Here is a 26,997-nt window from a genome sequence, read left to right as displayed (position 1 = left end):
ATGGAGGAGAAACATCTGGATATCAAACAATTGCGTTATTTCATCGCACTAGCTGAGGAGCGGCAAGTCACTGCTGCGGCGCAGCGCCTGCATATGTCGCAGCCGCCGCTAAGCCAGCAGCTCAAGCTCATGGAGACCGAGCTTGGCGTACCGCTGTTTAACCGGAACGGGCGGCAGCTGGAGCTGACCGCTTCAGGTCAAACCTTGTATGAGCACGCGCTGACCATCACCCGCTTAATGGAAGAAGCGCAGGCGGAGACGCGCGAATCCGGAGTGGGGATACGCGGCAAGCTGTCCATCGGAGTCAATACGCTTTCAGATGCCCGGCTTCCCGCAGCGCTCAGTGTGTTCCGGGAGTTATACCCGAAAGTAACGTTTAAAATCCAGCAGAACGAGACGAACACGCTCGTGAAGCTTGTGCGGGAGAAGACGCTTGATCTGGCTATCATCCGCCTGCCGATTGATCTGAGTGATTTCGATTGTGCCATGCTGGGGGAGGAGCCGCTATATTTTGTAACCGGAGAGCAGGGGCACGACTTGGACATTGAGGAATACGGAACAATAACTTATGAGAGGATAACCCGTTACCCGCTGCTGCTGCCCAGCACGGAAGGCCTGGGCCTGTACAATCTGCTCCTGGAGCAATTTCATTCCCGGAACCTGTCTCCTTCCATTATTGGGGAGTGCTCCGATATCGGAATGCTGGTGGAACTGGTAGCCGCCGGGTTCGGAGCCTCGATTCTTCCTGAAACCTCGCTGTCCAGATACACCTGGGGACGCCTCCGGGTGTGCCGGATTGAGGATCCGCAGGCCGTCTCCGGCTCCGCGGTAATCTGGCTGAAACGGCAATATTTAAGCAAGGCTGCCGTCCAGCTCATCGAGACCATCTCAAAGACGCCGCCGGCTCATAAATACAAGGAATAACGAAATGACGGTCAGAATCATGCCCAGCACCTGCAGACCGGCTGTACTGAACTCATTTCCCATAATGAGGCTGATCAGCAAAGAGGAGAGGATGGTCCCCAAATATCGGGATGTATTAAAGACACCGGAAGCTACGCCGATGATTTCCTTGGGTGAGCATTGGAACAGAGCCGCCTGCAGACCGACGCTGTTCAGCCCGTTGCTGATGCCGAATGCCGCCAGCGCCACACAGACACTTCCCACCGGAGCATTGGCATTCAGGGTTATGAGCCAGACCGAGCCTGCAGTCATCAGCAGAGCCGATACGAACAAGGCCGGCTTCGGACCGCTCCGCTCAATCCATTGTCCGGCCACAGGTGCAGCCAGAAGAGAGCATAACCCCAAGCTTAACATCAGGATCCCCGTATCGTACTCACTTACCTGCCTTACCGTTTGCAGATAGGACGGCAGCCCGAAGAACAGCGTATAAAACAGCAGGTTCACCAGCATAAACTGCAGGTTGACGGAGAGGATCGCCGGATATTTGGCGAACGTACGGAGAGGAAGAAACGGCCGCTCCGTCCGCAGCTCATGTCTGGCGAAAACGCCGGTAAGAACTAGTCCCGATACGATAAGCAAGACATTGATCAGCGTAAAATGACCGGAGGATTTGGCGGACAATATCCCGGTGAGCAGAGCAACAAGGCCGCCGGCAAAGAGGGCAATTCCGGACAAATCCAGTATTCCGGACCACTCGCGGAACGAGCGCCGCCCTGCAGCAGCGGATGCAGGTGCGTCCAGCGGAATCATCTTCCGCGCGAGCAGAAAGCTTGCCGCCGCAAACGGAAGATTTACATAGAAGATAGCCTGCCAATCCCAGCGGTGAATAAGCAAACCGCCAATGAAAGGTCCGACCGCTGACGCTCCCGACATAAATATGGACAGGACGGACAGTGCTGCCGCCTGCCGCTCGGCAATATGTATCCTCACGATGGCCATGCCTACGGATATCATCATACTTGTCCCGACCGATTGTACGATCCGCAAGACGATCAGCCAGCCGAAGCCGGGTGACAACGGAGCCAGCATGGAAGCAAAGAAGGCGACAACAAGCCCGGCCAGAAAAATCTTTCGTCTTCCGAACATATCGCTTGCGCGCCCCATCACCGGCTGGGCCACCGCACTCGCAATGTAGAAGGCAAAAATGATCCAGGAAACCTCTGTATAATCCAGTTGATACACTTGCTGCAGCCTTGCGATCGCTACGGCAATCATGGAGGAATTCAAAGGATTCAGCAAGATCCCCAGTCCTACTGAAATCATTAGCATTTTGCTGCGTGTATTCATCTTTCAGCCTCCAGTTGTTTTGAAGCTATCGTACCGGATTGCTTTCATATCTTCCAACGCATTTTATGTTATAATTCCATAGACTAAAAGGAATGAATGGGGCGGGATTATGGAACTTTTGCAGCTGCAGTATTTTCTTGCTGTCGCCAAGCTGGAGCATATGACGGAAGCGGCCAAGAGCCTGCATGTTACGCAATCATCATTAAGCAAGACCATTCAGCGGCTGGAGGAGGATTTAGGGGTTCCTTTGTTTGACCGGACGGGCCGGAAGCTACGGCTGAATTCAAATGGAGCAAGCTTCCTGCGCCGGGCGCAGCGGGCATTGTTCGAGCTGGAGCAAGGGAGGCGGGAGCTCGGTGGACTATCCGGTCCGGAGCAGGGAACACTTGAGCTGGCGGTGAACACCGCAAGCACCCTGCCCGGTATTCTCAGCGAGTTCCGGAAACGGATGCCTGCCGTGCAGTTCCATGTGCAAATGCTGTCCAGCCAGCAGATGACCGCCCTTCTCAAGCGCGGTGAGCTCGATTATTGTCTCTCATCTCCCCCTCTGGAAGGCGAAGATATTGAATGCCAGATGATGTACACAGACCGTATTGTTGTCGCAGTTCCGGCGGGTCATCCTCTGGCTGACCGGCAGCAATTGTCATTGCGCGATCTGCGCAATGAGAGCTTTGTCGGAGTCAAACGGGGCTACGGTACCCGCGACTTGGCAGATGCTATATGCAAAGCGGAGGGCTTCATGCCCAAGTACGTTTATGAAGGAGACGAGCCTGCCAGAATTACGGCGTTAGTGGAGGCGGGGATCGGCATTGCCTTTATTCCGGCTACGGCCAGGTATGCCCGGGATGCGGTGAAATGCCTGCCCGTGGAGCATGAGGCACTGACCCGGGAGATCGCATTGCTGTGGCATAAGGACAGGTATCTGTCACGTGCGGCTCTGCAGTTCCGCGAGATCGTTGCCGACTATTACCGGAAGCTAGAGGAGGCCAAACCTGATGACCTATGAGGAAATTGTTGAATTCTGTCTATCCTTTCCGAGTACCTATGAAGACCATCCCTTCGGGATAGAGTACACTGCAATGCGCCACACCGGCAACAAGAAGCTTTTTGCGCTGATTTATGTCCGGAACGGCCACCTATGCGTAAATCTGAAATGCGAGCCTGAGCGGGCGGATTTCTGGCGGGGCCTATTTGCGGAGGTAAAGCCGGGCTACCATATGAACAAGGCCCACTGGAACACGGTGCTTCTGGACGGTGAGCTGCCTCGGGATACGATTCAGGAAATGGTGCAAGTCAGCTACGAGTTGACCAGACCCAAGCTCAAGCGAAAGAAAAAGAGTCAGACGGAAGTCAATGACACCCCGTTGTGATAACTTTATTTAATCACAAACCATACACTCATGGGTAAGCCGGACAATCTTACATTAACCTTTGGAGGTATGTATATGCATCGACGATACTTTTAGTTTGTAATGGCGACGGTATTTGCTGTCGATGATTCAGAAGCGGAACCGACATTTCTTGGTTTTATTGCTTTAAGATAAATTCTTTTCTAACAAGATCAACACTTGTTCTTCCATCACACGAGGAGGATATGGCATACCTTTCGTAAACCACCATTCTACTAACCCTACGTATGCAGGTGCGAAAAATTGTACCAAAACTTCCTCGTTTAATCCGCTTTCTTTTCCCTCAATCATATCCCACCCATCTCGGATATCCTTTATAACAAATTCAAGGAATTGATTACGAAAATATGGAGCTCCTTTACTGGCCAACATAGCCGAAAAGAATGCATATTTGCTTTCAAAGTATTCAAACCAGGTTAAATGAACTTTGGCCGTATCAGATTCAGAGTAGCAAATGTCCCAAAGCTCCTGCAAATGTTCTTCAATGAGCTTATCCAATAAGTCGTATTTATCCTTGTAATGATGATAGATCGTTTTACGGTCAACGTTTGCTCGGTCAGAAATTTCCTGCATCGTAATGTGATCAAATTCTTTTTCAAGCATCAATTCAATGACGGCTTTTTTAATCGCTTCTTGTGACTTTAATATTCGACGATCCACTTTAGACATATGAAATCCACCAACTTTCGCATAAATAATCCCCAATATCATGATTTCTGTTACATAATCCACGGATAATCCCCATCTGGTTATTGCGGTAATACTATATCTCATATAATAATACACATGTGAGGATTATTCCATCCGAGTGGAAAATTTTTTATGTCTAACTTTGGAGGTTCATATGCAAAAAGTAATCTTAAACAACGGTGTAGAGATGCCGATTTTGGGCTTTGGCGTTTTTCAAATTGAAGATCCCGAGCAATGTGAACAGGCTGTTTACGACGCCATTATGGCAGGCTATCGCCTGATTGATACCGCTGCTACTTATTTGAATGAAGAATCGGTGGGAAAAGCCATCAAACGAAGCGGTGTCCCAAGAGAAGAACTATTCATTACGACAAAACTTTGGGTACAGGATGCTGGATACGGGAACACTAAGATAGCATTCGCAAAATCTCTAGAAAAACTACAAATGGATTATTTAGATTTATATTTAATCCATCAGCCATTTGGTGATGTGTATGGTTCTTGGCGTGCTATGGAGGAGTTGTACCTTGAGGGTAAGATCAGAGCAATTGGTGTTAGCAACTTCTATCCCGACCGGGTGGTGGACTTAATTCTTCATAACGAAGTTGCTCCCGCAGTAAATCAGGTCGAAACTCATCCATTCAATCAGCAAATCGAGAGTCAAAAAGTTATGAAAGAGCACAACGTTCAGATTGAGTCATGGGGACCTTTTGCGGAAGGAAGAAACAATCTATTCCAAAACAAAATTTTGGTATCAATAGCTGAAAGGCATAATAGATCAGTCGCTCAGGTGGTTTTACGTTGGTTTACACAAAGAGGGATTGTTGTGATTCCAAAATCTGTTCGTAAGGAAAGAATAATCGAAAACTTTAATATCTTCGACTTTGAGTTAAGCAAAGAAGATATGGATAAGATTGCTGCGTTAGATACAGGCAAGAGTTTGTTCTTTTCTCATACCGACCCTGAAATCGTTAAATGGATGGGTAATTATAAGATTGGTGAGTAAGCACAGAAAATCAATAACCCTTCAAAGGAGAGACTTATTATGGAATATGTAACATTAAATAATGGAGTGAAAATGCCCATTATCGGTTTTGGTGTTTATCAAATCACGGACATGGAAGAGTGTGAACGAATCGTCGGAGAGGCAATTACAGCGGGGTTTCGTTCTTTCGATACTTCAGCTGCTTATTTTAATGAAGAAGCTGTTGGACGAGCAATCGCTAAAAGTGGTGTGCCTCGTGAAGATTTTTTTATCACCACAAAACTATGGGTTCAAGATGCAAGCTACGAAGCTGCGAAAGGTGCTTACCAAGCTTCTTTAGATAGATTAGGTTTGGATTATTTAGACCTTTACTTAATTCATCAACCATTTGGTGACTATTATGGTGCATGGCGTGCTATGGAAGAATTATATGACGGTAAAAAAGTTCGCGCGATTGGCGTTAGTAACTTTGACGATGCTCGCTTAGCTGACTTAATTATCAATAATAAAGTCGCTCCGGTTTTGAATCAAGTGGAAACACACCCATTCTTTCAACAGAAAATTGCCAGTGAAACCATGAAAAAATACGGTGTTCAAATCGAATCATGGGGGCCATTTGCCCAAGGCGGTAAAAATATTTTCATGAATCCAGCATTATTAGAAATTGCAGAAGCTCACGGAAAATCAGTAGGTCAAGTTGTTTTACGCTGGCATATTCAACGGGGGGTCATAGTGATTCCAAAATCAACTAATCCAAAACATATGAAACAAAACTTGGATGTTTTTGATTTTGAATTAACTAAAGAAGATATGGGGAAAATTGCTGAGTTAGATTTAGGACGCAGTGAATTAATCGACTATTTACAAGCTGCATCAGCAGAAATGCTAAATAGCTTAAAAGTACATGAATAATCGGACACGAAATTGCTGAGAATCGTTAGATGAACAACAACAGCGGCAGTCCAAGACTTTATTGATTGAGTCTTGTTCTGCCGCTGCTTCTTTTAAGGAATCAGTAATGTATCCCGAATATCTTTACTTCCAGCACAATAATAATATATTATAAATTAATATTATTTTATTGATTTACGATAATTATGCATTGTTCTGCAAGGGGGATTTCAATGAAGTCAATCACTCAGCTTCTGCACTTTGGCTACCACCAGGCGATGAGCTGCATCTTTCCGTCAGCGATTTTCGGAACGCTGGCCCTGTCCGGAATCATCAATGTGCCTTATATCCACCGCTATGATCTGATTCTGCTGGTACTGCTGACTGTGCAATATCTAATGTACCGCTCCGGCCTGGAGACACTTGATGAGATCAAGGTGATCTGCGTCTTCCACATCATCGGCTTACTGCTAGAGGTTTATAAGGTGCATATGGGCTCATGGGCTTATCCGGAGCCGGGGCTCACCAAGCTGTTCGGAGTCCCGCTTTACAGCGGCTTTATGTATGCTAGTGTTGCCAGCTTCATGTGTCAGATCTGGCGCAGACTGCAGATGGATATGACCGGCTGGCCGGGCCTGCTGAGTTCGGGCCTGCTGGGAGGGGCCATCTACCTGAATTTTTTCACGCACCATTTCATTCCGGATTTCCGCTGGTGGCTGACGGCGCTAGTCGTTGTTGTCTTCTGGCGAACCTGGATTATCTACCGGGTACGGACGGTTACCTACCGGATGCCATTGACGCTGGCCTTCGCTATCGTCGGATTCTTCATCTGGCTGGCCGAGAATATCGCCACCTTCTTCAATGCCTGGAAGTACCCGGACCAGCATCAGGTCTGGCAGCCGGTCAGCTTCAGCAAGATCAGCTCCTGGTTCCTGCTGGTGATTATCAGCGTCATCATTGTCGCGCAGCTTAAGCATGTAAAGGCGAACCGGGAGAGCGGTGCCTCTTAAACTTCTCTGAAGACTCCTGCCGTACGGGAGTCTTTCTTTTTATTGTCGACGCAATTCACATGATGTGTTATTATGATAGTCTGATAACGTGGTAGCGAACTAAAGCGCCAGATGCCGCAAGCAACTTACTAGGGGGAGTAGAAAGAGATGAAGAGACGGAAATTGGGAGTATTATTGGTGTCTATTGCAGCGGTGGCTGCAATATCGGGTTGCTCGGGTTCGGATAACGGAGACGGTAAGCTGGTCATTGGCATTGACGACAAGTTTGCACCGATGGGCTTCCGCGACGAGAACAATGAGATTGTCGGGTTTGACATTGATTATGCCAAAGCTGCCGCTGATAAAATGGGCAAAGAAGTTACCTTCCAGCCGATCGACTGGTCGGCCAAGGAATCGGAGCTGAACAGCGGACGTATCGATATGATCTGGAACGGCTATACCATTACGGATGAGCGCAAAGAGAAGGTATTGTTCACCAAGCCTTATCTGGAGAACAGCCAGGTTGTGGTCGTACCGGCGGATTCTGAACTGGCTCAGCTCAGTGATCTTGCCGGCAAGGAAGTTGGCCTGCAGAGCTTGTCTTCCGCAGCCGATGCCCTGAATGCAAGTCCAATCAAAGACGAGGTAGCCGGCGTATCCGAATTTTCCGATAATGTGCTGGCCCTGACCGACTTGAAATCGGGACGCCTGGACGGCGTTGTCATTGACGAAGTGGTAGCCAGATACTATATGTCGATTGAACCGGACACCTATAAGCTGCTGGATGAGTCGCTTGCGCCCGAGCAGTATGGAGTAGGCATCAAGAAAGGCAATGAAGAGCTCCTGGATGAGCTGCAGAATGCACTCGACGAGCTGAGCAGCGACGGCACCGCCGCCGAAATATCCACCAAATGGTTCGGGGAAGATAAGGTACTGAATTAAGACAGGTTATTAGGAGTCGGTTGAAGCAATGGATATAGATTATATTATTCAAATTTCCGGGCCGATGCTGGAAGGCGCACGTACAACGATTTTGCTGTTCCTGATCGTTATCGTCCTGTCCATCCCGCTGGGGATGCTGGTGACGCTGATGGCGAAGAGCCGGTTCAAGCCGCTGGCCTGGATTGCACACACTTATATTTACGTCATGCGGGGCACCCCGCTGCTGCTGCAGCTGCTGTTCTTCTGCTTCGGGCTGCCGCAGATTCCGGTAATCGGGGAGTATCTGGTGTTCGACCGGTTCGTCGCCGCCGCTCTCGGCTTCGTGCTGAATTACGGCGCCTATTTTGCCGAGATCTTCCGCGGCGGACTGCTCTCAATCGACAAAGGGCAGCATGAGGCCGCTAAGGTACTGGGGCTCAGTAAATGGCAGACCCTGCGCAAGGTTATACTGGCTCAGATGTTCCGTGTAGCTCTGCCCGCGGTAGCCAATGAGTCGATTACTCTGGTAAAAGATACCGCCCTGCTGTATGCCGTAGCCGTACCGGAGCTGCTCAACTATGCAAAGACGGCAGTGAACCGTGACTTTACGGTAACGCCATTCGTTGTAGCAGGTATTATTTATTTGCTGATGACACTGGTGCTGACCTTGTTCTTTAAGGCGCTGGAGAAACGTTTCAAATTCGAGTAGAAGGACTGTTTGGGAATGAGCAGTATGATAGAAGTTCAACAATTACAGAAATCCTTCGGCAGCCTGGATGTGCTGAAGAAAGTCAGCTTCTCGGTGACGCCCGGAGAGGCGGTGGCGGTGATCGGACCATCCGGCTCCGGTAAAAGCACGATGCTGCGCAGTCTGGTCCATCTCGAAGAGGTGAACGGCGGCAGCATCCTGATCCACGGCAAGCCGCTTGTGCAGAACGGGAAATATGCGGCCGCTGCCGATATCCGTAAGATTACCTCCACCATGGGGATGGTGTTTCAGCACTTCAACCTGTTTCCCCATCTGACGGTGCGGGGGAATCTGGAGCTGGCGCCAAGAACGCTCAAGAAGGCGAGTCCGGAAGCCATTGCTGCCCGGAGCCTGGAACTGCTGTCCAAGGTCGGGCTTGCCGATAAAGCCGATGTATATCCTTCGATGCTGTCGGGCGGACAGAAGCAGCGGGTAGCCATTGCCAGAGCGCTGATGCTGGACCCGGACATTCTGCTGTTCGACGAGCCGACCTCGGCGCTTGATCCCGAGCTGACCGGTGAGGTGCTGCGGGTTATCCGTCAGCTGGCCGACGAGAACATGACGATGATGATTGTCACGCATGAGATGAGCTTCGCCCGAGATGTAGCCGACAGGGTGTTCTTTATGGACAACGGCGAGATCGCTGAATCGGGGACGCCGGAGCAAATCTTCGGGAATCCGCAGCTGGAGCGGACGAAGGCATTTTTAACCAGGGATTGACGGTTGGATAACGAAGAAGGGGCGGACCCATAAGCCATGAAATGGCTGCTGGGTCCGCCTCTTTTTTCGGGATCAGGATTTACTTGATTAAAATCCCAGCTTCAGCACAATCGCTTTGACCGGGACATAGACGACTCCGTCCTGAATAAGGACATCCTTACTATCTAAATCGACTGTAGTCTGCTTGTTTTTTAAAGAGAGAACTACCTGTCTTTCTTTTAGACTTATACCTGCGCCCAGCGCGGTTGCCAAGTCTTTGACTGGGCAATACAACAAATCGTTCACGCCCAAAAAAGCAGGCTGATGGGTGTAAATTAACGATTTATCATTATACATGATCTTCCAGGGACGTGTGTAGGTGAAATAATTAGCCAAGTGACATTCCACGGGTATTGAGTGTAGGGCAGTTCGATGTCACGGACTTTTTTCTGTGCAACTGTATCATATACAGAATATACCTGTTTCCCTTGCGGGTTTGAAAATTCACTCACCAGATACATCTTATTTTTGCACCTCTACCATCAATAGAATATAAGTGTTTATGCAAAAAGTCGCATTCAATCATTGCCCGTCAGTGTGGCCCGGAGAACGCACCCTATGGTACAATCTCCCATGCGTAGGCTGAAAATATGGGAGTGATTTCATATGACAATAACGGTAACTGCTTTTCAGGAGCAAGACTACCCTAAGCTGGTGGAGATTTGGTACAAGGCCGTCAGGGCTACTCACCACTTTTTGACGGAGGCAGATTTCGATTATTATCATCAGTTTGTAGAGGAAGGCGCGTTGAGAACGTCTGAGCTATGGGTGGCGGTTGACGGTATCGGCGCGCTTCTAGGCTTTATTGGAGTGGAAGGGCAGAAGATTGATACACTCTTCGTAGATCCGCAGCATTTCGGCAGAGGAACAGGACGGCGCCTGATTGCGCATATTGAAGCCCTTAAAGGCAAGCCGCTGCAGGTCGATGTCAATGAGCAAAATGAGGCGGCCTGCCGGTTCTATCTGCGCTGCGGATTTAAGCCGGTTGGACGGTCGGAGAGCGATGACTCGGGGAGACCTTACCCCCTAATCCACATGGCTCAGCCTGAGTAAGGCGGATTAAAGACCCCTGATCGTAAGCTATAATAAAATGGCGTCCGCTTATGAAAAGCATGTCGATAAGGAAAGCGGGCATAATGCTTATTATGCAAGCAAGCCGAATCTTTGAATTATTGAATTAAAGTAACTATAATTGTTTAAGTAAGATACTTGAAGTCTCTAACCATACTTATTAATAACTAGAGGGAGTGGAAGCGATGAATCCGAAATACAGTCCAATCTTTGAGAATGTGCCATTGCCGAATGGAATCACCTTGAAGAACAGAATCGTCATGGCACCGATGACCCATTCCTCATCCAATGAGGACGGCACGGTCTCCCAGGCGGAGCTGGCTTATTATGCACGGCGTTCCGGCGGAGCAGGTATGGTCATCACCGCTGTAACCTATGTCTCGCCAAACGGAAAAGGGTTTAAAGACCAATTCGCGGCAACAGACGATGCGTTCATTCCGGGCCTGTCACAGCTGGCCGGCACCATTAAGCAGCAGGGGGCCAAAGCTGTGCTGCAGATCTTCCACGGCGGACGCCAGTGCCCGCCGGAAGAAGTAGGAGGCGATGTCGTGGCACCAAGCGCCGTCGCCAGCGAAAGGCCGGGCTCACCAGTACCACGGGAGCTGACAGAGGCCGAAGTCGAACAGATCATTACCGATTTCGCCGAGGCGACCCGCCGGGCGATTGCCGCCGGGTTCGACGGAGTAGAAATTCACGGGGCGAACGGCTATCTGATCCAGCAGTTTGTCTCCCCGCATTCCAACCGCAGAGAAGACCGGTTCGGCGGTGATGCGCATAAGCGTTTGACCTTCCCGCTGGAGGTTATTGACCGGGTCCAGGCGGTGGTCCAGAAGCACGCAACGGCTCCGTTCATCATCGGTTACCGCTTCTCCCCGGAAGAACCGGAGACGCCGGGGCTGACGATGGAAGAAACGTTCATTCTGCTGGATGCGATTAAAGAGAAGGGCCTGGATTACATTCATGTGTCGCTTAATGAGTTCTGGTCCAAGCCGAGACGGGGCGCGGAGCCTTCCAGAACGAGAATGGAATGGATTCTGGAGCGTGTCGGAGGCCGGGTTCCGGTCATCGGCGTGGGCTTCATTCATACGCCGGACGAAGCGCTGGATGCCCTGGGCACCGGAGTGCCGCTGCTGGCGCTTGGCCGCGAGCTGATTATCGAACCGGACTGGGTGGAGAAGGTCGAATCGGGCAACGAGGAGCACATTGCGGTAACACTGTCCAAGCAGGACCAGGAAAGACTGGTCATACCGGATCCGTTATGGAATATGATTATTCACGTTCCCGGATGGTTTCCGGTAGTGGATGAGTAAGGCATGAAGCATCCGTTTGTCTTGAATGCGGTCTGGAACGGCGGACGGAACAGCACAGGGACGATTGACGCCGGCCAGCTGAAGACCGATATTTCCATTCCGCAGGAAATGGGCGGACCTGGCGTCGGCACGAACCCGGACGAGATGCTGCTCGGTGCTGCCGCCACCTGTTATCTGATTACGCTGGCAGCGATGCTGGAACGATCATCCATCGAGCCGGTAAGCTTAACTTTAACGTCTGAGGCCACGGTGGATGTCACGAACAACATCTTCACCTACGAGGCCATCAGGCATCTGCCGGTTATAACACTGGCCGGTGAGGCAACAGAAGAAGCTGTACAGAAAACCCTGCGGCTCGCCTACAAAGCCGAGAGCTCCTGCATGATCTCCAGAGCGGTAGCCGGCAATGTGCAAATAACCACAGAGCCGGTTGTGCTGACAGCAGGAGACTGAAACTTGTTATACGGAAGAAACCGGCCATGCTCCGAAGCAGGGGGGATTTCATCCCCCTGCTTTCAGCATGCATGCCAGCTGCAGCCGCCATCTTTAGATAACGCTTACATACGCGAAGAGAATCCTTAAGCCGACGGATGATGCCGCTTAACCCCCCGCCCGCCAACTAGGCTCAACGCTGCTCTTTGCTTATTTTTACTCATAGCTGTCTCATTCTTGCGGATTTCCGGATGCTCATCCCTGTTCATAAGTTCAATAATATCCTGAACGCTCCGGATGTCGCTGGCGCTCATCACGATCTCTCTTCCGCGTCCATCTCTAAATCTCCATGTTTTGTCAGTCATTCTTAGCGCTCCTTTATGATTGGTTTCTTTATAAATTCATCATATTCGTTTTAAGAGATCATGTATAATGAAGGGAAATGATGGAGGGACATCACTGGGAGTGATAGCCTGGCAGAGGAGGGGAACGGCGGATATGGATATCGGCTTATTGAAGGTATTCAAAAGTGTGGCCGAGGAAGGCAGCATTTCCAGAGCGGCTCATAGTCTAAACTATGTACAGTCCAATGTGACTGCACGGATTCAGCAGCTGGAGCAGGAGCTGCAGACCCCGCTGTTCTACAGGCATAGTAAGGGGATTACATTAACCTCGGCGGGTCAGACACTGCTGGAGTACACGGAGAAGATCCTTAACCTCCTAATTGAGGCTGAAAAAGCAGTACAGGATTCTCCCGTGCCGAAGGGCTCCATCACCATCGGGTCCGACACCACGGCTGCCGTAAGGCTGCCGGGTATTCTATCGGCATACCGCACCAGGTTCCCGGACGTTGAGGTTCATCTGGACATTGGCCGAATCGAGCAGCTGATTGAGGCGGTTTTGCAATATTCCATTATGGGAGCCTTCATGGACGGACCCGTAGAGCATCCGGAGATCATCCAGGAGCTGATCATTAACGAGCATTTGGCACTGATTGTTCCCGATACGCTGGAGTACAGAGGGCTGTCCTCGATTCAAGGCAAAACGCTGTTAAGCTTGAATTCGGACTGTATCTATCCGATGAAGCTGGAGGAGTGGCTGCGTGAGGAAGGGTTCCGGTTAGCCAAAGTCATGCAATTCGGCACAATGGAAGGACTGCTGGGCTGCGTCAAAGCGGGGATCGGCTTCGCCGTCCTGCCCTCGTCGTATTATGAACGGCTCACTGTAAAAGACGGCCTGCGCTGCTATCCGTTTCCGGAGCGGTACGGCAACGTTCCCACCGTCTTCATCCGGCGGCGCGATCTGTATATGACGAGTGCTTTCCGGGAATTGATTTCGATTCTGAAAGAAGAGCTGCCGGATGCCGAATTCAGAGATCCTTCAAATTGAGATGCATCCGGTTAAGCATGTCCGTAAGCACATTCATCTCGTCTTCGCTGAATCCGTGGAGCAATTGCCGGATGAATTCTGTCCGCTCTTTGTTGAAATTCACGATGACATTCCGGCCGGAATCGGTGAGCTTGACGAAGGTGACCCGCTGGTCTTCGGGATTGCGTCTGCGGGACACCATGCCTTCGGACTCCAGCTGCTTTAAGTGGCGGGTAATTGCGGCGCTGTCAATATGGACAGCTTTTTGCAAACCGCTTTGGGTTAGCTCGTCCGCATTGTACAATTGATACAATAAATCGTAACGCGATGAACCGATGCCCGTGCAGCGCTCGAACTTGGGGCTAAGCTCATTGCCCATCTTCTTGAGCAGGTATAGAATGCCTTCTTGCTCCATCGAACAATTCATAAAGGTCCCTCCTTATTGTGAAGTGAAAGGAGACGGAGGGGTCTCCGTCTCCCGGGTAAAAGTATCAAGAAGTTTACGCCCAAACTGTAGTTCTGTCAACCGGCAGACGGTAAGAGGTAAAGCCTTCGCTCGCAGCCTTGCCGATGGTAAGCAGCATTACCGGAAGATAACGGTCTTTCTCCAGTCCGAAGGCCTCGGCGATCTGATCCTTCTCGTAGCCGCCGATCGGGTTGGTGTCATACCCGTGCGCCCGGGCCACTAGCATCAGCTGCATGGATACCAGACCTGCGTCAAGCAGCATAATATCGCGCATGTCTTCATCGGAGATTTGCGAATAGAGAGGCTTGAATGCGTTCAGCTGGTACTCTTTGACCTCCTGGGGCATGTATCCCAGTTCAACCGCTTTGCCGTAAATTTCTTCGGCGTAATCGAAGTTGTTCTTGTCTCCGAAGATCGCAATGACCGCGGAAGCCTGCAGGACCTTCTCTTTGTTGAAGCGCGACAGCGGAGCGAGCTTCTGCTTGCCTTCTTCACTGTCGATGACCAGGAAGCGCCAAGGCTGCATGTTGATGGAGGATGGGGCTGTACTTGCTTCCTCCAGAATTTGCGTCATTTCTTCTCTGCTGATTTTAACAGAAGGATCGTAGGTTTTAATGGACCGGCGTCCATATACAATCTCGTTGAAGTCGTTGGTCTGCTGAAATTTTTTCATTGGGTTTCTCTCCTTGGTAGTTGATCTATTTATTTGACCCATCAATATTTGACTAGTCAATGTTTGATGCATCAAATATAACGCAGATAGGGAGCGAAAGCAAGAACATTTTTAAAGTTGCACTGGCGTAGTAGCCTGTGGATTTATGGAACAACAATGATGGAGATGATGAAGATGTTCAATCCGCAAGTGTTCCTCCGCTTTCCGGAGGAAGGTGACGCTGCCGAAATAACGGCTATGCTCAAGCGTAACCGCGAGTTCTTCGCCGCCTATTCTCCCGCAGTACCCGAAGAGTTTTACACGGAGCAATACCAGCTTGAATTGATCCGCTCCGGCAGAGCCGCGCGGGAGGAAGACCGTAAATATGATTTTGTGGTTGGTCTGCGCGGGGATGGCCGGATTATCGGAAATGTCGGACTGTCCTTTGTGATACGGGGACCCCTTCAGAGCTGCATGATCGGTTACAATCTGGACCAGGCGTACAACGGAAAAGGCTACATGACCGAGGCTGTGAAGCAGGCGGTTCATTATGCTTTCCAGGAGCTGAAGTTTCACCGGATCTATGGAGAAGTATCTCCCCGCAATCCCGGGTCTATCCGTGTCCTGGAGCATGCCGGATTTCACAAAGAAGGGATCTCTAAGGCCAATGTAAAAATAAACGGGGTGTGGGAGGACCATCAGGTGCTGGCCATTCTCAATCCGTCCGGGGATGTCTGAAGAGGTGATGTATCCGGCGATTATAGCGGATGTGATATACTCTATTAGCTACTAATAGATAGAGGGGTGTATCCATGCGGTTTCATGAATTTTATACCGGTCAAACCTTCACGACCAAATCCATACGGCTGACCCAAGAGGATATAACCTCGTTCGCCGCCGAATTCGATCCCCAGTACATGCACGTGGACGAAACGAAAGCTGCCCAGGGCAGATTCAAAGGTATTATCGCTTCAGGCATTCAGACGATGGCGCTTTCCTTCAAGCTGTGGGTGGAGACAGGGGTCTACGGCGACGATATCATAGCGGGAACTGCCATGGATCATATCCGTTTCATCAAGCCGGTCTATCCGGGGGATGAACTGCACACGGTCGTAGAGGTTACTAATCTCCGGGAAAAAGCGAATGAGACGGGACTCGTAACGGTCTTCCTGCGGACGTATAACGAAAGGCAAGATAAGGTGTTTGAGGGTGAATTGACCGTACTGGTCAAACTATAGCTGCGAAGAAAGGCAACGGACTCCAGAGTCGGTTGCCTTTCTGTTTGGTCAGAGTCTCATTTCCGCCAGCATTTTTTGCGTTCTGTCACCCGGTTTGAAGGGCCCGACGTTAGCCGACACTATTCTTGAAAAAAACCTTGACCTGGAGTTAACTTCAGGTAGTAAGCTTTTCTTGCAGGCAAGAACGAAGAAAGAAGGTGAAGAGGTTGTCCATGTCGATTGCCGAAGTCAGCGAAAAATTCAATCTCTCGCAGGATACGCTCCGCTACTATGAACGCATCGGCCTGATCCCGCCGGTTCACCGCAACAAAAGCGGTATAAGGTCCTATACGGAAGAGGACTGCAAATGGGTCGATTTCATCAAATGCATGCGTCAAGGTGCAGGACTTCCTGTAGAGATGCTGATCGAGTATGTCACATTGTCCCGGCAGGGCGATAACACGCTGGAAACGCGCAAAGGGCTGCTGGTCGAACAGCGCGGCCGGCTCGCGGAGAAGATCGAAGAGCTGACAAGCACGCTGCTGCGGCTCGACGATAAGATTGAGCGGTATGAGCAGACTATTCTGCTGAAAGAAAAAACGCTTAAGCAACAGCCTGAATAACTCGTTGCGCAACCGCTATGAATCTTAATTCAAGCCAAAGGAGCTGTGTAGCATGGATTATGTAAGGCTTGGCAATACGGGAATGGAAGTATCCCGGCTGTGTATGGGCTGTATGAGCTTCGGGGACAAGGAGCGCTGGGTTCATCCGTGGCTGCTGAATGAAGAGCAGAGCCGGCCGATTATCCGGCAGGCCCTGGAGTCCGGCATTAATTTCTTCGATACGGCCAATGTGTATGCAGACGGGACAAGCGAGGAGATTGTCGGCAGAGCGCTCAAGGAATATGCAAACCGGGATGAAGTGGTGATTGCCACCAAGGTATACTTCCGGATGCATGAAGGGCCGAATGGGGCAGGACTGTCCCGGAAAGCGATCATGAGCGAGGTCGACAAAAGCCTCAAACGGCTGGGAACCGATTATGTGGATCTCTACCAGATTCACCGCTGGGATTATAACACGCCGATTGAGGAGACGATGGAGGCGCTCCATGATGTTGTAAAAGCGGGTAAGGTCCGGTATATCGGCGCATCCGCCATGTACGCCTGGCAGTTCCTGAAGGCCAATCATGTCGCCGAGAAGCACGGCTGGACCCGGTTCGTCTCCATGCAGAACCATTACAACCTGATGTACCGCGAGGAAGAACGGGAGATGCTGCCGCTGTGCCGGGAAGAGAAGATCGGCGTCATCCCGTACAGCCCGCTGGCCTCCGGAAGGCTGACCAGAGACTGGACGGAATCGACGCTCCGTTCCGAAACCGACCAGGTGCAGCGCAATAAGTACGATGCCATGCAGGACGCCGACCGGCTCATCGCGGAGCGGGTAGCTTCTGTTGCAGAGCAACACGGGGTTCCGCGTGCGCAAATTGCCCTGGCCTGGCTGCTGCACCAGTCTCCGGTCACCTCCCCGATCATCGGCGTGACCAAAATGAAGCATCTGGAGGACGGCATCGCCGCGTTGTCGGTAAAGCTTACCCCAGAAGAAATCTCCTTCCTGGAAGAGCCGTATGTTCCGCACCCGGTCGTGGGTCCGCAATAAGCGTAAACAATACTATAGATAAGAGGATACTGTTATTCAGAAAGTGACTTTAAACAACGGTGTAGAAATGCCGATTCTCGGCTTCGGTGTATACCAAATCAGGGATGAGGCGGAATGTGAGCAAAGTGTATACGACGCACTGGCGGCCGGATACCGGCTGATTGATACCGCAGCGGCTTATATGAATGAAGAAGCGGTAGGGCGGGCGATCATCCGGAGCGGTATTCCCCGGGAAGAGATCTTCGTAACCACCAAGCTGTGGGTGCAGAATGCGGGATATGAGCGCACGAAGCAGGCTTTCGCCGATTCGCTCCGCAAATTGCAGCTGGACTATCTGGATTTGTAGATCCCGAAATTGTCAAGCAAATCGGCAGTGTGAAGATTCATTCATAAAAAAAGTAAAACGGGCTATTTCCCGAGTGCCATGCTTGGCTGACGGAGATAGCCCTTTTCTTTTGCCGGCAGCTAAGAATACCGGCGCCTGAGCCGGACGGCTTCAGGTGCCGGGTTGGCGAGCGCGCGGATCTCGTACGGGTAGCTATTTTATTGTCAATTATTCCTTTGGATCATAAGGCCGGATAACAGGAATATTATTTGTTACACAGGAAGGACGCTGGCTTTGGTGTCCTTCCTTGTTTCTGTAGACGGCAAATGACCAGCACGCTTCCAGAAACGGATTTATAAGAACCTCACGCTGCTTGTTACGTTTTTCACTAACTTACTTTAGATAAGCTTATTGACTTTATATAGTTAAAGGTTTAATATAAGTAATATAGTTAATCACTTAACGATCTCTACGTACTAAAAGAAAGCAGAGTTTTTATTACAATTATATTGGAGGCAAACATCATGACTACACTTCAGGACAAGGTTGCAATTATTACCGGCGGCGCATCGGGTATCGGTTTGGCGACAGTTAAGGCGTTTCTGGACAAGGGCGCTAAAGTGGTAATTGCCGATTACAACGAGGAACACGGCAAGGCTGTGGAACAGGAACTGAAGCAGACTTATAAGGATGTCGTGTTCATTAAAGTGAATGTAGCCGAAGAGCAGCAGGTGGAAGATCTGGTGGCACAAACGGTGAAGACGTTTGGCAAATTGGACGTAATCTTCAACAATGCGGGAGTAGGCGTACAGAAGCCATCGCATGAGTTGACGGCCGAGGAATATAAGCGCGTAATTGCGATTAATCAGGACGGAGTATTTTTCGGTGCGAAATATGCGATCCGCGAAATGCTGAAAACCGGCGGCGGCTCAGTCATCAGCACCTCCTCGATTCTCGGCTCGGTCGGCGAACCCACCTCGATGCCGTATGCGGCAAGTAAGGGCGCTGTAAACCAGATTACCAAATCGCTGGCGCTGGAGTATGCGGACCGTAACATCCGCGTCAATGCGGTAGCACCCGGCTTCATCGAAAGCGGCATGGTCAACAAAGAAGCCTTGGGTGAATTCTATGACGGTCTGGTTGCCAAGCATCCACTCGGCCGGCTCGGACAACCGGAAGAAATCGCTCACGCCGTCGTGTTCCTGGCGGAGAATGATTTTGTTACAGGCACTACCCTCTTTGTAGATGGCGGATACTTGTCCAAATAATACCGGAGGCAATAGGCCTTCGGCAGGGCGAAGCAGGCCGGTGACGATCATTCGTGGATAATAACCGCCGCAGCTGCACATCTTAAAGAAAAACAGAAGGATGTGGAGCGGAATGTCCAGAAGAAGACGCAGGTATGCGGTTCCCGGTGCAGAGCAGGGCATGCAGAGCTTCAAGGCATCCGTCATGCAGAATGAAGGGTATGCCGTGGACCCTGAGCGCCCCGACGATGTCAAATATGAAGTCGCCAGGGAGCTGGGTGTACCTCTGGAACGCGGCTACAACGGCAGCCTGGATACGGAATCCGCCGGCCAGGTGGGCGGTAGAATCGGCGGCGCCATGGTGCGGGAAATGATCCGCCTGGCCCAGGAGCGGCTTGCGGACAATAAAGACTGACTCAGATGCGTATGAGCACCCGTCATTGACGGGTGCTTTTTTCTTTAGGAAAGTAATTAAGAGAATGATTCATTTTAGCCTCCTCCTCCCAACAGAACAGTATAACGGAATTTGATGCATGAACTCCACCCGGTTATGACACTATAAGAAAGTAGTATACAACTCAATTTCCTGAGGAGGTTATCTTGTATGGCTCACCAGAAGAGAAGGAAAGAAGCGGCCTGGAAGTCACGGAAGCAAGAGCAGCATCCCCATGGTAAAATCAAATCGCTCAAGGAATTATCCGCCGAAAGCGGAGAGTAGCATACTACAAATGACAAGAAGACTTGCGGCTGAGCGCCGTGAGTCTTTTTTATAGAGAGAAATAGATATGATCTGCTTCTTTTATAGGGGATTTCTGATCGGGAAATATCCGACCCGGGGGTTATTCTTTGCCTCTGTAGGCGCATTTACGGGCGGCACCGTGCTGGTCGGATTCTCCTACGGCTTCGAATGGATACTCTGTGGGCGGATCCTGCAGGGGATCGGCACGGGTCTGCTGGTGCCGTTGTTCTTAAACACGATTATTCAGGTGTTTCCGAAGGAGAAGCTGGGTGCTGCAATGGGTCTGGCCAGCCTTGTCGTCGGTCTTGCTCCGGCGCTCGGACCAACCATTGCCGGCTTCGTGATTCAAGGGCATTCCTGGCGGCTCTTGTTCTATGCGGTTGCACCCGTAGCGCTCGCCAATTTGGCCGCCGGTTATTTCTTCCTCGTGAACGTAGGGGAGACCCGGCCGGCAGTTCTGGACAGGCGCTCTATTACCTATTCGGGCCTGGGCTTCGGTTGCCTGTTATACTGCTTCAGCATTTTGGGTGAGCAGGGAAGCAGTGTACTGCATTGGGTGCACTCCTCGTCACTTTGGTGACCATAAATGTGGACTATAGCGGTCTATCCATTACTGCCGGTATGCGTAAAGGGATCAATACCGCATTTTTAACTCTGGCAGGCCTTGCGGTTATAGGGTTCATCCTGACCTTCTTTATCCCCCTTAGAGAGGGTGGCACATTGACTTCACGGCCTATTAAAGCTATTATAGACAAATAAAGTCTACAATAGAGGTGAACAGCAGGCGATGAAATTTTCCAAAGCGACGAACTATGCCCTGCACACGATGCTTTTTCTCGCGGTTTCCCCGCAGAATAAATTGATCGGCGTTCAGCAGCTGGCGGAACGGCAGCAGGTTTCCACGACGTATTTATCCAAGATTCTGACCAAGCTGGTCAAGGCGGGCATGATTGAATCCACTTCGGGAGCGAGTGGCGGCTACCGTCTCAAGCGGAACTGGGAAGAAGTATCTTTTCTTGACGTTATTCATGCCATTGAAGGCACGGCTTCCCTATTCGAATGCGGGATGAACCACGGTCCGGAGTGCCTGATCCAGCAGGTTATGCTCTCTGCAGAGCAGAAGATGGAGGAGCACCTGCGGAACCAGAAGCTGTCTGACCTGGCCAAGCAAATGCCGGTTGTTCAATAAAGGACAGTTTTTCTTTTATGACAATCAAAGACATTCCGTATCTATGTTAACTTTAAAGGAGGATAACGATGAAGGAGCTATTACTAGATGAGCACATATGGAAAAACGTTTGGAGCGGGGACCCGCTGACTGCGGTGGCCCGGATGAAGCAAGCAGGCATGGACCCGGCCCGTACCTTTGACGATAAGGCCCAAACCTTCAACGAGCAGACCTGGAATGAAGAGGGACGCAGCCGGGCCAGGCGGATTATGAACTGGCTGGAAGGGCAAGGGGTCACTTTTGCGGACCAGACCGTCCTGGACATAGGTGCCGCGTCCGGAGGGTTCAGTGTACCGTTCGCCGAAAGAGGCGCCAGCGTAACCTCGGTAGAGCCCAATCTGCCTTTGGGCGAATTGCTGCAGCAAAATTCAGCAGGGCTTACAAACGGGAGCGTCAGCCTCGTTGCCCGGCCCTTTGAGGACATCGATATTAAGGCTGAGGGCTGGGAGCAGGCATTTGATCTTGTCTTTGTGTCCATGTGTCCGGTCATCGACAGTTGGGAGAGTGTGGAGAAGGTACTCAGCTGTGCGCGGAAGTTCTGTTATATCAGCTTGTCCGTCGGCCCGCGTGAGCACAGTCTGGTCAACGAGCTCTGGCCGCTGGTTAGCGGCCGGGCGATGGACAGCGGACATATGGAATTCGCCTATTTGCAGCAGCTGCTGCTGCTGAAAGGCTATGCTTATGAATCCATCGTTACCAGAGAAATGAAGACGGCGACGGTTTCCCGTGAGGCTGCGCTGGAGGAAGCCATGCATTTGCTGCCTATATACGGATTGCCGGCGGACGAGCAAACCCGGCAAATCGCTGCCGATTATCTGGAGCGGACCTATGCTGCGGGGCCAGTCGAGATCTCGCAGGGCGGCCGGTTCGGCAAGGTGCTGATCCGGCTGCAGGACCAGAATATGTATGCCGGTAAGTGAATAATTTCTGAATCAAACAGCGGTTCCCGGCGGGGAATCGCTGTTTTTTGTTGAATCGAAGGATAAACCACCGGGAGGCAGCACTCCACTTTTCCGGCGCCTTTGGGCGCAGGCTCGAAACATACAAGCCCACGAGTCTTTTTCTCCATTCACCGCCTCAGGAGCGGGATGATATGATTCCTATTAATGTAAAGGAGGCTGTACACATTGAAGCTGAATCTTACCGGTATTGACTTGGAGAACGTTATCGACCGCGTTGTGGATTATACTCTGGGCATGGATATGACCTGGAACTGGCCTTGCGGAGTCGCCTATTACGGCGTAAGCCGGGTTTATGAAGTAACCGGGGAACAGCGCTATCTGGACCGGATGGCGGAATGGTGCGGAGAGTATATAGAGGCTGGGCTTCCGGAGCAATGGACCGTGAACTCCTGTGCGATGGGCCATATGCTGCTCACCCTGTATGAACAGACCAAGGAACAGAAGTACCTGGATCTGATCCTGAGCAAGCTGGATTACTTAAGCAACCAAGCCCTGCGCTTCGGCGACCGTGTGCTGCAGCATACGGTCTCACCCACCAATGATTTTCCGGAGCAGGCCTGGGCGGATACGCTGTTCATGGCGGGTTATTTCATGCTCCGTGCGGGAGTTCTGCTTGAGGACAAAGCGCTCATCCATGACGCGCTGCATCAATACTATTGGCATATCCATTACCTGCAGGATGAGCACAGCGGACTTTGGTACCATGGATATAATCATATCCAGGGGGATCACATGTCCGGAATATACTGGGCCAGAGCCAACGCCTGGGCAGCCTATACGATGTCCAGGGTAGGCAAGGTATTGCCTGAAGCCTATCTCTACCCTCCATGCATGCATATTTCCAGCTCTTTGCGTGAGCAGCTGGCAAGTGTCAAGAAGCTGCAGAAGGAAGAGGGGCTTTGGGGTACCGTACTTGACTACCCCGAAGCTTACGGCGAAGTGTCGGCCACGGCCGGAATCGGCGCGGCAATGGTCATGCAGGGGAACCCGCTGCACGGGAAATACATCCGCCGGGCCTTGGACGGACTGCTGGCGAATATCGCCGATAACGGACGGGTGCTCAATGTCTCCGGCGGCACTGCCGTGATGAACGACCTTCAGGGTTATCTGGAGATCGACCGGAAATGGGCGCAGGGCTGGGGCCAAGGCTTGGCGCTCGCCTTTCTTACCGCCGTTCTTGAACAGACCCGTTAATCTTGCCTTATTCGAAGGAAGGGAGTGTCATTCGTAGTGGCTGAGCGATATTTTTATGGAAGCGCGTTTGAAATGGAAGAAATCATGGCTCCGGTTTTTCCGGAGCAGCTATTCCGCGCAGAGGATTTCCGGTTGCCCGGAGAAGGCTCAGAGGATGACCCCGGTGTCATCCAAAGAGCGGTAGATACCTGTTTCGGACAGGGGGGCGGGACGGTCATTGTGTCTGCGGGGGAGTGGAGAACAGGTCCCATCCACCTGAGAAGCAACGTTCATTTATCTGTCGAAAAAGGGGCCGTGATTCATTTCAGCGATGTATTCGCCGACTATCTCCCCCCTGTATTCACCCGCTGGGAGGGGATGGAATGCTACAATTATTCTCCGCTGATCTATGCCAGGGATTGCGAGAACATTGCCGTAACCGGAGAAGGGACGCTGAACGGAAACGGCGAGGCATGGTGGCACTGGAAGCAGCTTCAGCAGACGGCGGCAGACAAGCTTTGCTATGCTGAGAGCGAGGGGATTCCAGTAGAGCAGCGGATATTCGGTACCGAGCAGGATGCGCTGCGGCCTTCTTTTATCCAGCCGGTTGGCTGCACAAACGTACTGATTCAAGGGATTTCCATCCATAACGGCCCCCAATGGACGATTCACCCGGTTTACTGCGAGAATATCATTATCCGGAAGGTGAAGGTTGTCAGCTGCGGTCCCAATACGGACGGTCTAAACCCGGATTCCTGCAGGAATGTTCTGATCGAAGACTCCAGCTTCGAGACAGGCGATGATTGCATTGCCATCAATTCCGGTATGAACGAGGATGGCTGGCGGGTGAATAAGCCCTGCGAGAACATTGTCATCCGGAATTGTACGATGAAGGAAGGGCACGGCGGACTGGTGATCGGCAGCGGCATGTCGGGTGGCGTCCGGAATGTATATGCCCATCACTGCAGCATCAGCGGCGGCGACCGCGGCATCCGGCTGAAATCGATGCGCGGCCGCGGAGGCTTCGTGGAGAATATCCGGTTCGAGCAAATCGAGATTAACGATGTCAGAGAAGAGGCGGTGCAAATCAATATGTACTACGGCTACAGTACGGTCATTCCCAAAACGGATACCCCATCTATTTTTAACCAGATTCATATTCAGGATATTGCCGGAGATGGCGCCCGGATCGCTATAGAAATCAAAGGTTTGCCCGAGCAGCGTCTCAGCAATATTGAACTGCACAACATCCGGTTGCGCGCCGGGAACGCGATCGTTTGCAGCGATGTCGAGAGCATTGTGCTGAAAGATGTCGATCTGCAGGCAACCGGGAAGCGTGTGGAATTCAGTAATGTCGGACGGCTGGCGCTGGAGAATTTCAACGTGCGCTAGCAGGAAATGACGGGCTGCATAAAGAACCGCTCCTTTGGGATGGATCGAGGCTCATTCATTTTGCCAATCAGGGCGGTTTCTTTTGTGTGGTACATATGTTTCTTGAGCCCTAAACTTTAAATCCAATCATTGAAATGATTCGCAACAAATCGAATCTCACTCTCATAGTGAGCCAGGTGGCCCTCGTCAACCATTTTTTGAAAAGCAGGGTTTCCTTCAGCCGCACCATTTCTCAACGTTTCACACATCGTAGTCAACCTCTGTATGATCCACTGACGCAGTTCATTAGGAACGGGAGTTCCATACGATTCAAAAAACAAATATATTCGTCTACGGCGCTCATTAGCGTGTAAATCACTTTGATACGCTGCCGTTCTTCCCGAAGAAAGGTCAGGTGAGAAGCTCGCCAGCGGAACCGATGTATAAAGGGTATACGCAATGTCCCACATACGCGGACCTGGTCCAGCCATGTCGAAATCTATCAGCGCTATAGGAGCACCCTTTTGAAAAACGACATTGTACAACGCAGCGTCATTATGACATATCACCTCGTATTCGCGGGCATCGCCGTAACTAAGCTGCCACTTGCCCCTTGTCATAAGAGCAGATCCTTCCGTCGCATCATGAAAACGCCGTAAAAGACGTGCCAGATCTATAAGCGTTTCATCCGACCACATGTACGATTCGAGTTCAGGATAATCGTTTCCCGGGACTTCTCCAGAAATGAACGTTAATATTTCACGATCAGAGCTGTCGGTGCCGAGAAATTGGGGTGCTCCCTCAAAGCCTTGCTTCTCTAAATGTTTTAGCAGCTTATGAACACTAGGGCTCCAATAGCCTGTAGGTCTTAAAACGGTATTCTCCTTACGGACAATGTGATTAACATTACCGCCCTTTAACACTTCTTCCTGAGTCATGATAGCCTTCTCCATTTCAAATCGATGATAGTATACTGCAATCCTGTCTCACTCCCACCAAACATAATACGTGCCGAGCAGCTGCTGGAGTTCTTGGACTGCAGCAAGGCTGTCTGGCGAATATTCGGTGGTCACCATGCCTTGAATGAGCGGCATCGCGAGATAGAGCTTACTCAACACTGCCGTTTCCGCATGGCTTGCAGGTTGATCCCGAGACACGCGTATCCGCCGTGATTCCATGAGCAGCCGTTCATACTCTGCGTGTGTGTCTGCATCGTCACGAAGCAACTGCTCGATATGCGAATCCGTCATCATCGGCAGCCTGGCGGCATCAAGATCCCCTTTGGTCAGTAAACGGCGAACCAGTTTCTTCATGATCGTATTTATGCCGATATTTGCCGGGGAGGCATGCATACGGGCTTCTTCCCATATGAGCCCGGTAACATGCTTGCCGGCTTCCGGTGTGAACTGGAGACTTCCATTGCAGTAGTCCATTTCATCCAGAAGTTCATCCGTTGAAATCGTCAGATAACCGCCGATAAATGCACTCCTGACCCACGAATCCAGATGATCGGCGTGAATAATTCCATCAGTGTTCCTCAATATACTGCGCCGGGAGCCATCAATATAGTCCATGACGTCTGCCGGAGAAATATTCGCACGGGAAAGAATGTCAACGATCTCCTCTGAGAACACAGCCGCCCGCGTCCACTGGTGATGGTCCGCCCCTTCAAGGGATTCTAACGTATGACTGAAAGGTGCATGCCCGATATCATGCAGCAGCGCCGCTGCCCGCAGCGTCCGGTCATCCGGCACAAAATGCGCCGTAAGCGCAAATACGCCCAGCGTATGCTGTAAGCGGCTGTAGGTATGGTGAGTATTGATGTAAGAAGCTCCGCCATGCCGGATATAATGAAGTCGTCTCACCTTTATGCTTCGGAGCAGTGTTTGTTCTTCATCGGCGAGCGGAATCCGCAGCTTCCATAGGGGTTCGTAAATTTCGTTTAAAGCACCGTCGAGTCTTAACAGGAAATCCATTTTAAAGGTTCCTCCTGGAATTTTAATCTCATAATGGATTTCGGCGTGTTAATAGAACTATCCTGCCCGCTGTAACAGCGTGCTTCGCAAATTGCACGACAGAACGATTTTACGACGCGGACAAATGAGCCTTGCCCTTAATCAAAAAAGCCGCCCCAGGCA

33 protein-coding genes and 1 pseudogene are annotated in these 26,997 nt (G+C 51.0%); 26 read left to right on the top strand and 8 right to left on the bottom strand.

Annotated features, from left to right (window positions below):
* Positions 1-924 carry a LysR family transcriptional regulator gene (locus F1381_RS22030; protein WP_343043454.1) on the top strand — a complete coding sequence of 308 codons (924 nt, stop codon included), beginning with the start codon at positions 1-3 and terminating at the stop codon, positions 922-924.
* Here the strand turns inward: F1381_RS22030 and F1381_RS22025 are convergent.
* Positions 889-2,250: an MFS transporter gene (locus F1381_RS22025; RefSeq protein WP_151736997.1), complete on the bottom strand. Its 1,362-nt coding sequence runs from the start codon at positions 2,248-2,250 to the stop codon at positions 889-891. The two genes, F1381_RS22030 and F1381_RS22025, sit on opposite strands and share 36 nt — an antisense overlap.
* 109 nt (positions 2,251-2,359) lie before the next feature.
* Between F1381_RS22025 and F1381_RS22020 the strand changes: the two genes are divergently transcribed.
* A complete protein-coding gene (locus tag F1381_RS22020) occupies positions 2,360-3,256 on the top strand; it encodes a LysR family transcriptional regulator (RefSeq protein WP_151736996.1) in 897 nt (298 codons plus the stop codon).
* Positions 3,246-3,620 (top strand): MmcQ/YjbR family DNA-binding protein, encoded by a 375-nt coding sequence (locus tag F1381_RS22015; RefSeq protein ID WP_151736995.1) that lies wholly within the window; start codon positions 3,246-3,248, stop codon positions 3,618-3,620. The genes F1381_RS22020 and F1381_RS22015 overlap by 11 nt, the downstream gene beginning before the upstream one ends.
* A gap of 165 nt (positions 3,621-3,785) precedes the next feature.
* Here F1381_RS22015 and F1381_RS22010 read toward each other — a convergent pair whose 3' ends face one another.
* Positions 3,786-4,328, bottom strand: a complete 543-nt coding sequence (locus F1381_RS22010) for a TetR/AcrR family transcriptional regulator (RefSeq protein WP_151737029.1) — start codon at positions 4,326-4,328, stop codon at positions 3,786-3,788.
* 175 nt (positions 4,329-4,503) lie between these two features.
* Here F1381_RS22010 and F1381_RS22005 point away from each other — a divergent pair, with 175 nt between their 5' ends.
* The 6 genes from F1381_RS22005 to F1381_RS21980 all read left to right on the top strand — a co-directional run bounded on the left by F1381_RS22005 (position 4,504) and on the right by F1381_RS21980 (position 9,603).
* Entirely contained in the window at positions 4,504-5,355 is an 852-nt protein-coding gene (locus F1381_RS22005) for an aldo/keto reductase (RefSeq protein WP_151736994.1), read from the top strand.
* Positions 5,356-5,394: 39 nt separating this feature from the next.
* Positions 5,395-6,246 carry an aldo/keto reductase gene (locus F1381_RS22000; RefSeq protein ID WP_151736993.1) on the top strand — a complete coding sequence of 284 codons (852 nt, stop codon included), beginning with the start codon at positions 5,395-5,397 and terminating at the stop codon, positions 6,244-6,246.
* 212 nt (positions 6,247-6,458) lie between these two features.
* Positions 6,459-7,235 carry a DUF817 domain-containing protein gene (locus F1381_RS21995; RefSeq protein ID WP_151736992.1) on the top strand — a complete coding sequence of 259 codons (777 nt, stop codon included), beginning with the start codon at positions 6,459-6,461 and terminating at the stop codon, positions 7,233-7,235.
* 147 nt (positions 7,236-7,382) lie between these two features.
* The gene (locus tag F1381_RS21990; protein ID WP_151736991.1) at positions 7,383-8,156 is read left to right on the top strand and encodes an amino acid ABC transporter substrate-binding protein; all 774 of its coding nucleotides are present in this window, start codon (positions 7,383-7,385) and stop codon (positions 8,154-8,156) included.
* 28 nt (positions 8,157-8,184) lie between these two features.
* Entirely contained in the window at positions 8,185-8,844 is a 660-nt protein-coding gene (locus F1381_RS21985; protein WP_151736990.1) for an amino acid ABC transporter permease, read from the top strand.
* A gap of 15 nt (positions 8,845-8,859) precedes the next feature.
* Positions 8,860-9,603, top strand: coding sequence for an amino acid ABC transporter ATP-binding protein (locus F1381_RS21980; RefSeq protein ID WP_281349942.1), 744 nt, complete (start codon positions 8,860-8,862; stop codon positions 9,601-9,603).
* An 87-nt stretch (positions 9,604-9,690) separates the two neighbouring features.
* Here the strand turns inward: F1381_RS21980 and F1381_RS21975 are convergent, their stop codons facing one another.
* Complete coding sequence (locus F1381_RS21975) at positions 9,691-9,939, bottom strand: stalk domain-containing protein (protein WP_187355512.1); 249 nt, start codon at positions 9,937-9,939, stop codon at positions 9,691-9,693.
* 309 nt (positions 9,940-10,248) lie between these two features.
* On the opposite strand from F1381_RS21975, the gene F1381_RS21970 reads away from it, so the two are divergent.
* From F1381_RS21970 to F1381_RS21960, 3 genes are all read left to right on the top strand, one after another.
* On the top strand, positions 10,249-10,695 hold the full coding sequence (locus tag F1381_RS21970; protein ID WP_151736988.1) for an acetyltransferase: 447 nt from the start codon (positions 10,249-10,251) through the stop codon (positions 10,693-10,695).
* Between the two features lie 203 nt (positions 10,696-10,898).
* Entirely contained in the window at positions 10,899-12,023 is a 1,125-nt protein-coding gene (locus F1381_RS21965) for an NADH-dependent flavin oxidoreductase (protein WP_151736987.1), read from the top strand.
* Positions 12,024-12,026: 3 nt separating this feature from the next.
* Positions 12,027-12,476: an OsmC family protein gene (locus F1381_RS21960; protein WP_151736986.1), complete on the top strand. Its 450-nt coding sequence runs from the start codon at positions 12,027-12,029 to the stop codon at positions 12,474-12,476.
* Between the two features lie 125 nt (positions 12,477-12,601).
* On the opposite strand, the gene F1381_RS21955 is transcribed toward F1381_RS21960, so the two are convergent.
* A complete protein-coding gene (locus F1381_RS21955; protein ID WP_151736985.1) occupies positions 12,602-12,820 on the bottom strand; it encodes a hypothetical protein in 219 nt (72 codons plus the stop codon).
* Between the two features lie 133 nt (positions 12,821-12,953).
* Between F1381_RS21955 and F1381_RS21950 the strand changes: the two genes are divergently transcribed.
* Positions 12,954-13,844, top strand: a complete 891-nt coding sequence (locus F1381_RS21950) for a LysR family transcriptional regulator (protein WP_151736984.1) — start codon at positions 12,954-12,956, stop codon at positions 13,842-13,844.
* Here the strand turns inward: F1381_RS21950 and F1381_RS21945 are convergent.
* Both F1381_RS21945 and F1381_RS21940 read right to left on the bottom strand, forming a co-directional pair.
* Entirely contained in the window at positions 13,825-14,250 is a 426-nt protein-coding gene (locus F1381_RS21945) for a MarR family winged helix-turn-helix transcriptional regulator (protein WP_151736983.1), read from the bottom strand. The two genes, F1381_RS21950 and F1381_RS21945, sit on opposite strands and share 20 nt — an antisense overlap.
* A 73-nt stretch (positions 14,251-14,323) precedes the next feature.
* Positions 14,324-14,962, bottom strand: coding sequence for a nitroreductase family protein (locus F1381_RS21940; RefSeq protein ID WP_151736982.1), 639 nt, complete (start codon positions 14,960-14,962; stop codon positions 14,324-14,326).
* Between the two features lie 174 nt (positions 14,963-15,136).
* Here F1381_RS21940 and F1381_RS21935 point away from each other — a divergent pair, with 174 nt between their 5' ends.
* The 13 genes and pseudogenes from F1381_RS21935 to F1381_RS21880 all read left to right on the top strand — a co-directional run bounded on the left by F1381_RS21935 (position 15,137) and on the right by F1381_RS21880 (position 24,880).
* Positions 15,137-15,679: a GNAT family N-acetyltransferase gene (locus F1381_RS21935; RefSeq protein ID WP_151736981.1), complete on the top strand. Its 543-nt coding sequence runs from the start codon at positions 15,137-15,139 to the stop codon at positions 15,677-15,679.
* A gap of 74 nt (positions 15,680-15,753) precedes the next feature.
* The gene (locus F1381_RS21930) at positions 15,754-16,179 is read left to right on the top strand and encodes a MaoC family dehydratase (protein ID WP_151736980.1); all 426 of its coding nucleotides are present in this window, start codon (positions 15,754-15,756) and stop codon (positions 16,177-16,179) included.
* Between the two features lie 212 nt (positions 16,180-16,391).
* Positions 16,392-16,781, top strand: coding sequence for a MerR family transcriptional regulator (locus F1381_RS21925; RefSeq protein WP_151736979.1), 390 nt, complete (start codon positions 16,392-16,394; stop codon positions 16,779-16,781).
* 52 nt (positions 16,782-16,833) lie between these two features.
* Positions 16,834-17,814, top strand: coding sequence for an aldo/keto reductase (locus F1381_RS21920; protein ID WP_151736978.1), 981 nt, complete (start codon positions 16,834-16,836; stop codon positions 17,812-17,814).
* A 34-nt stretch (positions 17,815-17,848) separates the two neighbouring features.
* Positions 17,849-18,157, top strand: a pseudogene (locus F1381_RS21915) (aldo/keto reductase); the annotation flags it as partial.
* A 506-nt stretch (positions 18,158-18,663) separates the two neighbouring features.
* Positions 18,664-19,407, top strand: coding sequence for an SDR family NAD(P)-dependent oxidoreductase (locus tag F1381_RS21910; RefSeq protein ID WP_151736977.1), 744 nt, complete (start codon positions 18,664-18,666; stop codon positions 19,405-19,407).
* A 112-nt stretch (positions 19,408-19,519) separates the two neighbouring features.
* Positions 19,520-19,801 carry an alpha/beta-type small acid-soluble spore protein gene (locus tag F1381_RS21905; RefSeq protein WP_151736976.1) on the top strand — a complete coding sequence of 94 codons (282 nt, stop codon included), beginning with the start codon at positions 19,520-19,522 and terminating at the stop codon, positions 19,799-19,801.
* A 189-nt stretch (positions 19,802-19,990) separates the two neighbouring features.
* Positions 19,991-20,104 carry a DUF6254 family protein gene (locus F1381_RS28625; RefSeq protein ID WP_222850471.1) on the top strand — a complete coding sequence of 38 codons (114 nt, stop codon included), beginning with the start codon at positions 19,991-19,993 and terminating at the stop codon, positions 20,102-20,104.
* Positions 20,105-20,171: 67 nt separating this feature from the next.
* On the top strand, positions 20,172-20,705 hold the full coding sequence (locus tag F1381_RS21900; RefSeq protein ID WP_151736975.1) for an MFS transporter: 534 nt from the start codon (positions 20,172-20,174) through the stop codon (positions 20,703-20,705).
* Between the two features lie 207 nt (positions 20,706-20,912).
* On the top strand, positions 20,913-21,314 hold the full coding sequence (locus F1381_RS21895) for an RrF2 family transcriptional regulator (protein ID WP_151736974.1): 402 nt from the start codon (positions 20,913-20,915) through the stop codon (positions 21,312-21,314).
* 68 nt (positions 21,315-21,382) lie between these two features.
* A complete protein-coding gene (locus F1381_RS21890; RefSeq protein ID WP_151736973.1) occupies positions 21,383-22,273 on the top strand; it encodes a class I SAM-dependent methyltransferase in 891 nt (296 codons plus the stop codon).
* Positions 22,274-22,480: 207 nt separating this feature from the next.
* A complete protein-coding gene (locus F1381_RS21885; protein ID WP_151736972.1) occupies positions 22,481-23,509 on the top strand; it encodes a glycoside hydrolase family 88/105 protein in 1,029 nt (342 codons plus the stop codon).
* A gap of 72 nt (positions 23,510-23,581) precedes the next feature.
* Positions 23,582-24,880: a glycoside hydrolase family 28 protein gene (locus F1381_RS21880; RefSeq protein WP_151736971.1), complete on the top strand. Its 1,299-nt coding sequence runs from the start codon at positions 23,582-23,584 to the stop codon at positions 24,878-24,880.
* A gap of 116 nt (positions 24,881-24,996) precedes the next feature.
* Here the strand turns inward: F1381_RS21880 and F1381_RS21875 are convergent, their stop codons facing one another.
* Entirely contained in the window at positions 24,997-25,797 is an 801-nt protein-coding gene (locus F1381_RS21875) for an aminoglycoside phosphotransferase family protein (protein WP_187355511.1), read from the bottom strand.
* A gap of 48 nt (positions 25,798-25,845) precedes the next feature.
* A complete protein-coding gene (locus tag F1381_RS21870; protein WP_151736970.1) occupies positions 25,846-26,835 on the bottom strand; it encodes an HD domain-containing protein in 990 nt (329 codons plus the stop codon).
* Between the last annotated feature and the right edge of the window lie 162 nt (positions 26,836-26,997).

Source organism: Paenibacillus tengchongensis (assembly GCF_008973665.1).
GTDB lineage: Bacteria > Bacillota > Bacilli > Paenibacillales > Paenibacillaceae > Paenibacillus_AQ > Paenibacillus_AQ tengchongensis.
The sequence above is the reverse complement of the archived record's forward strand: the minus strand, read 5'-3'. Positions and strand labels throughout refer to the sequence as shown.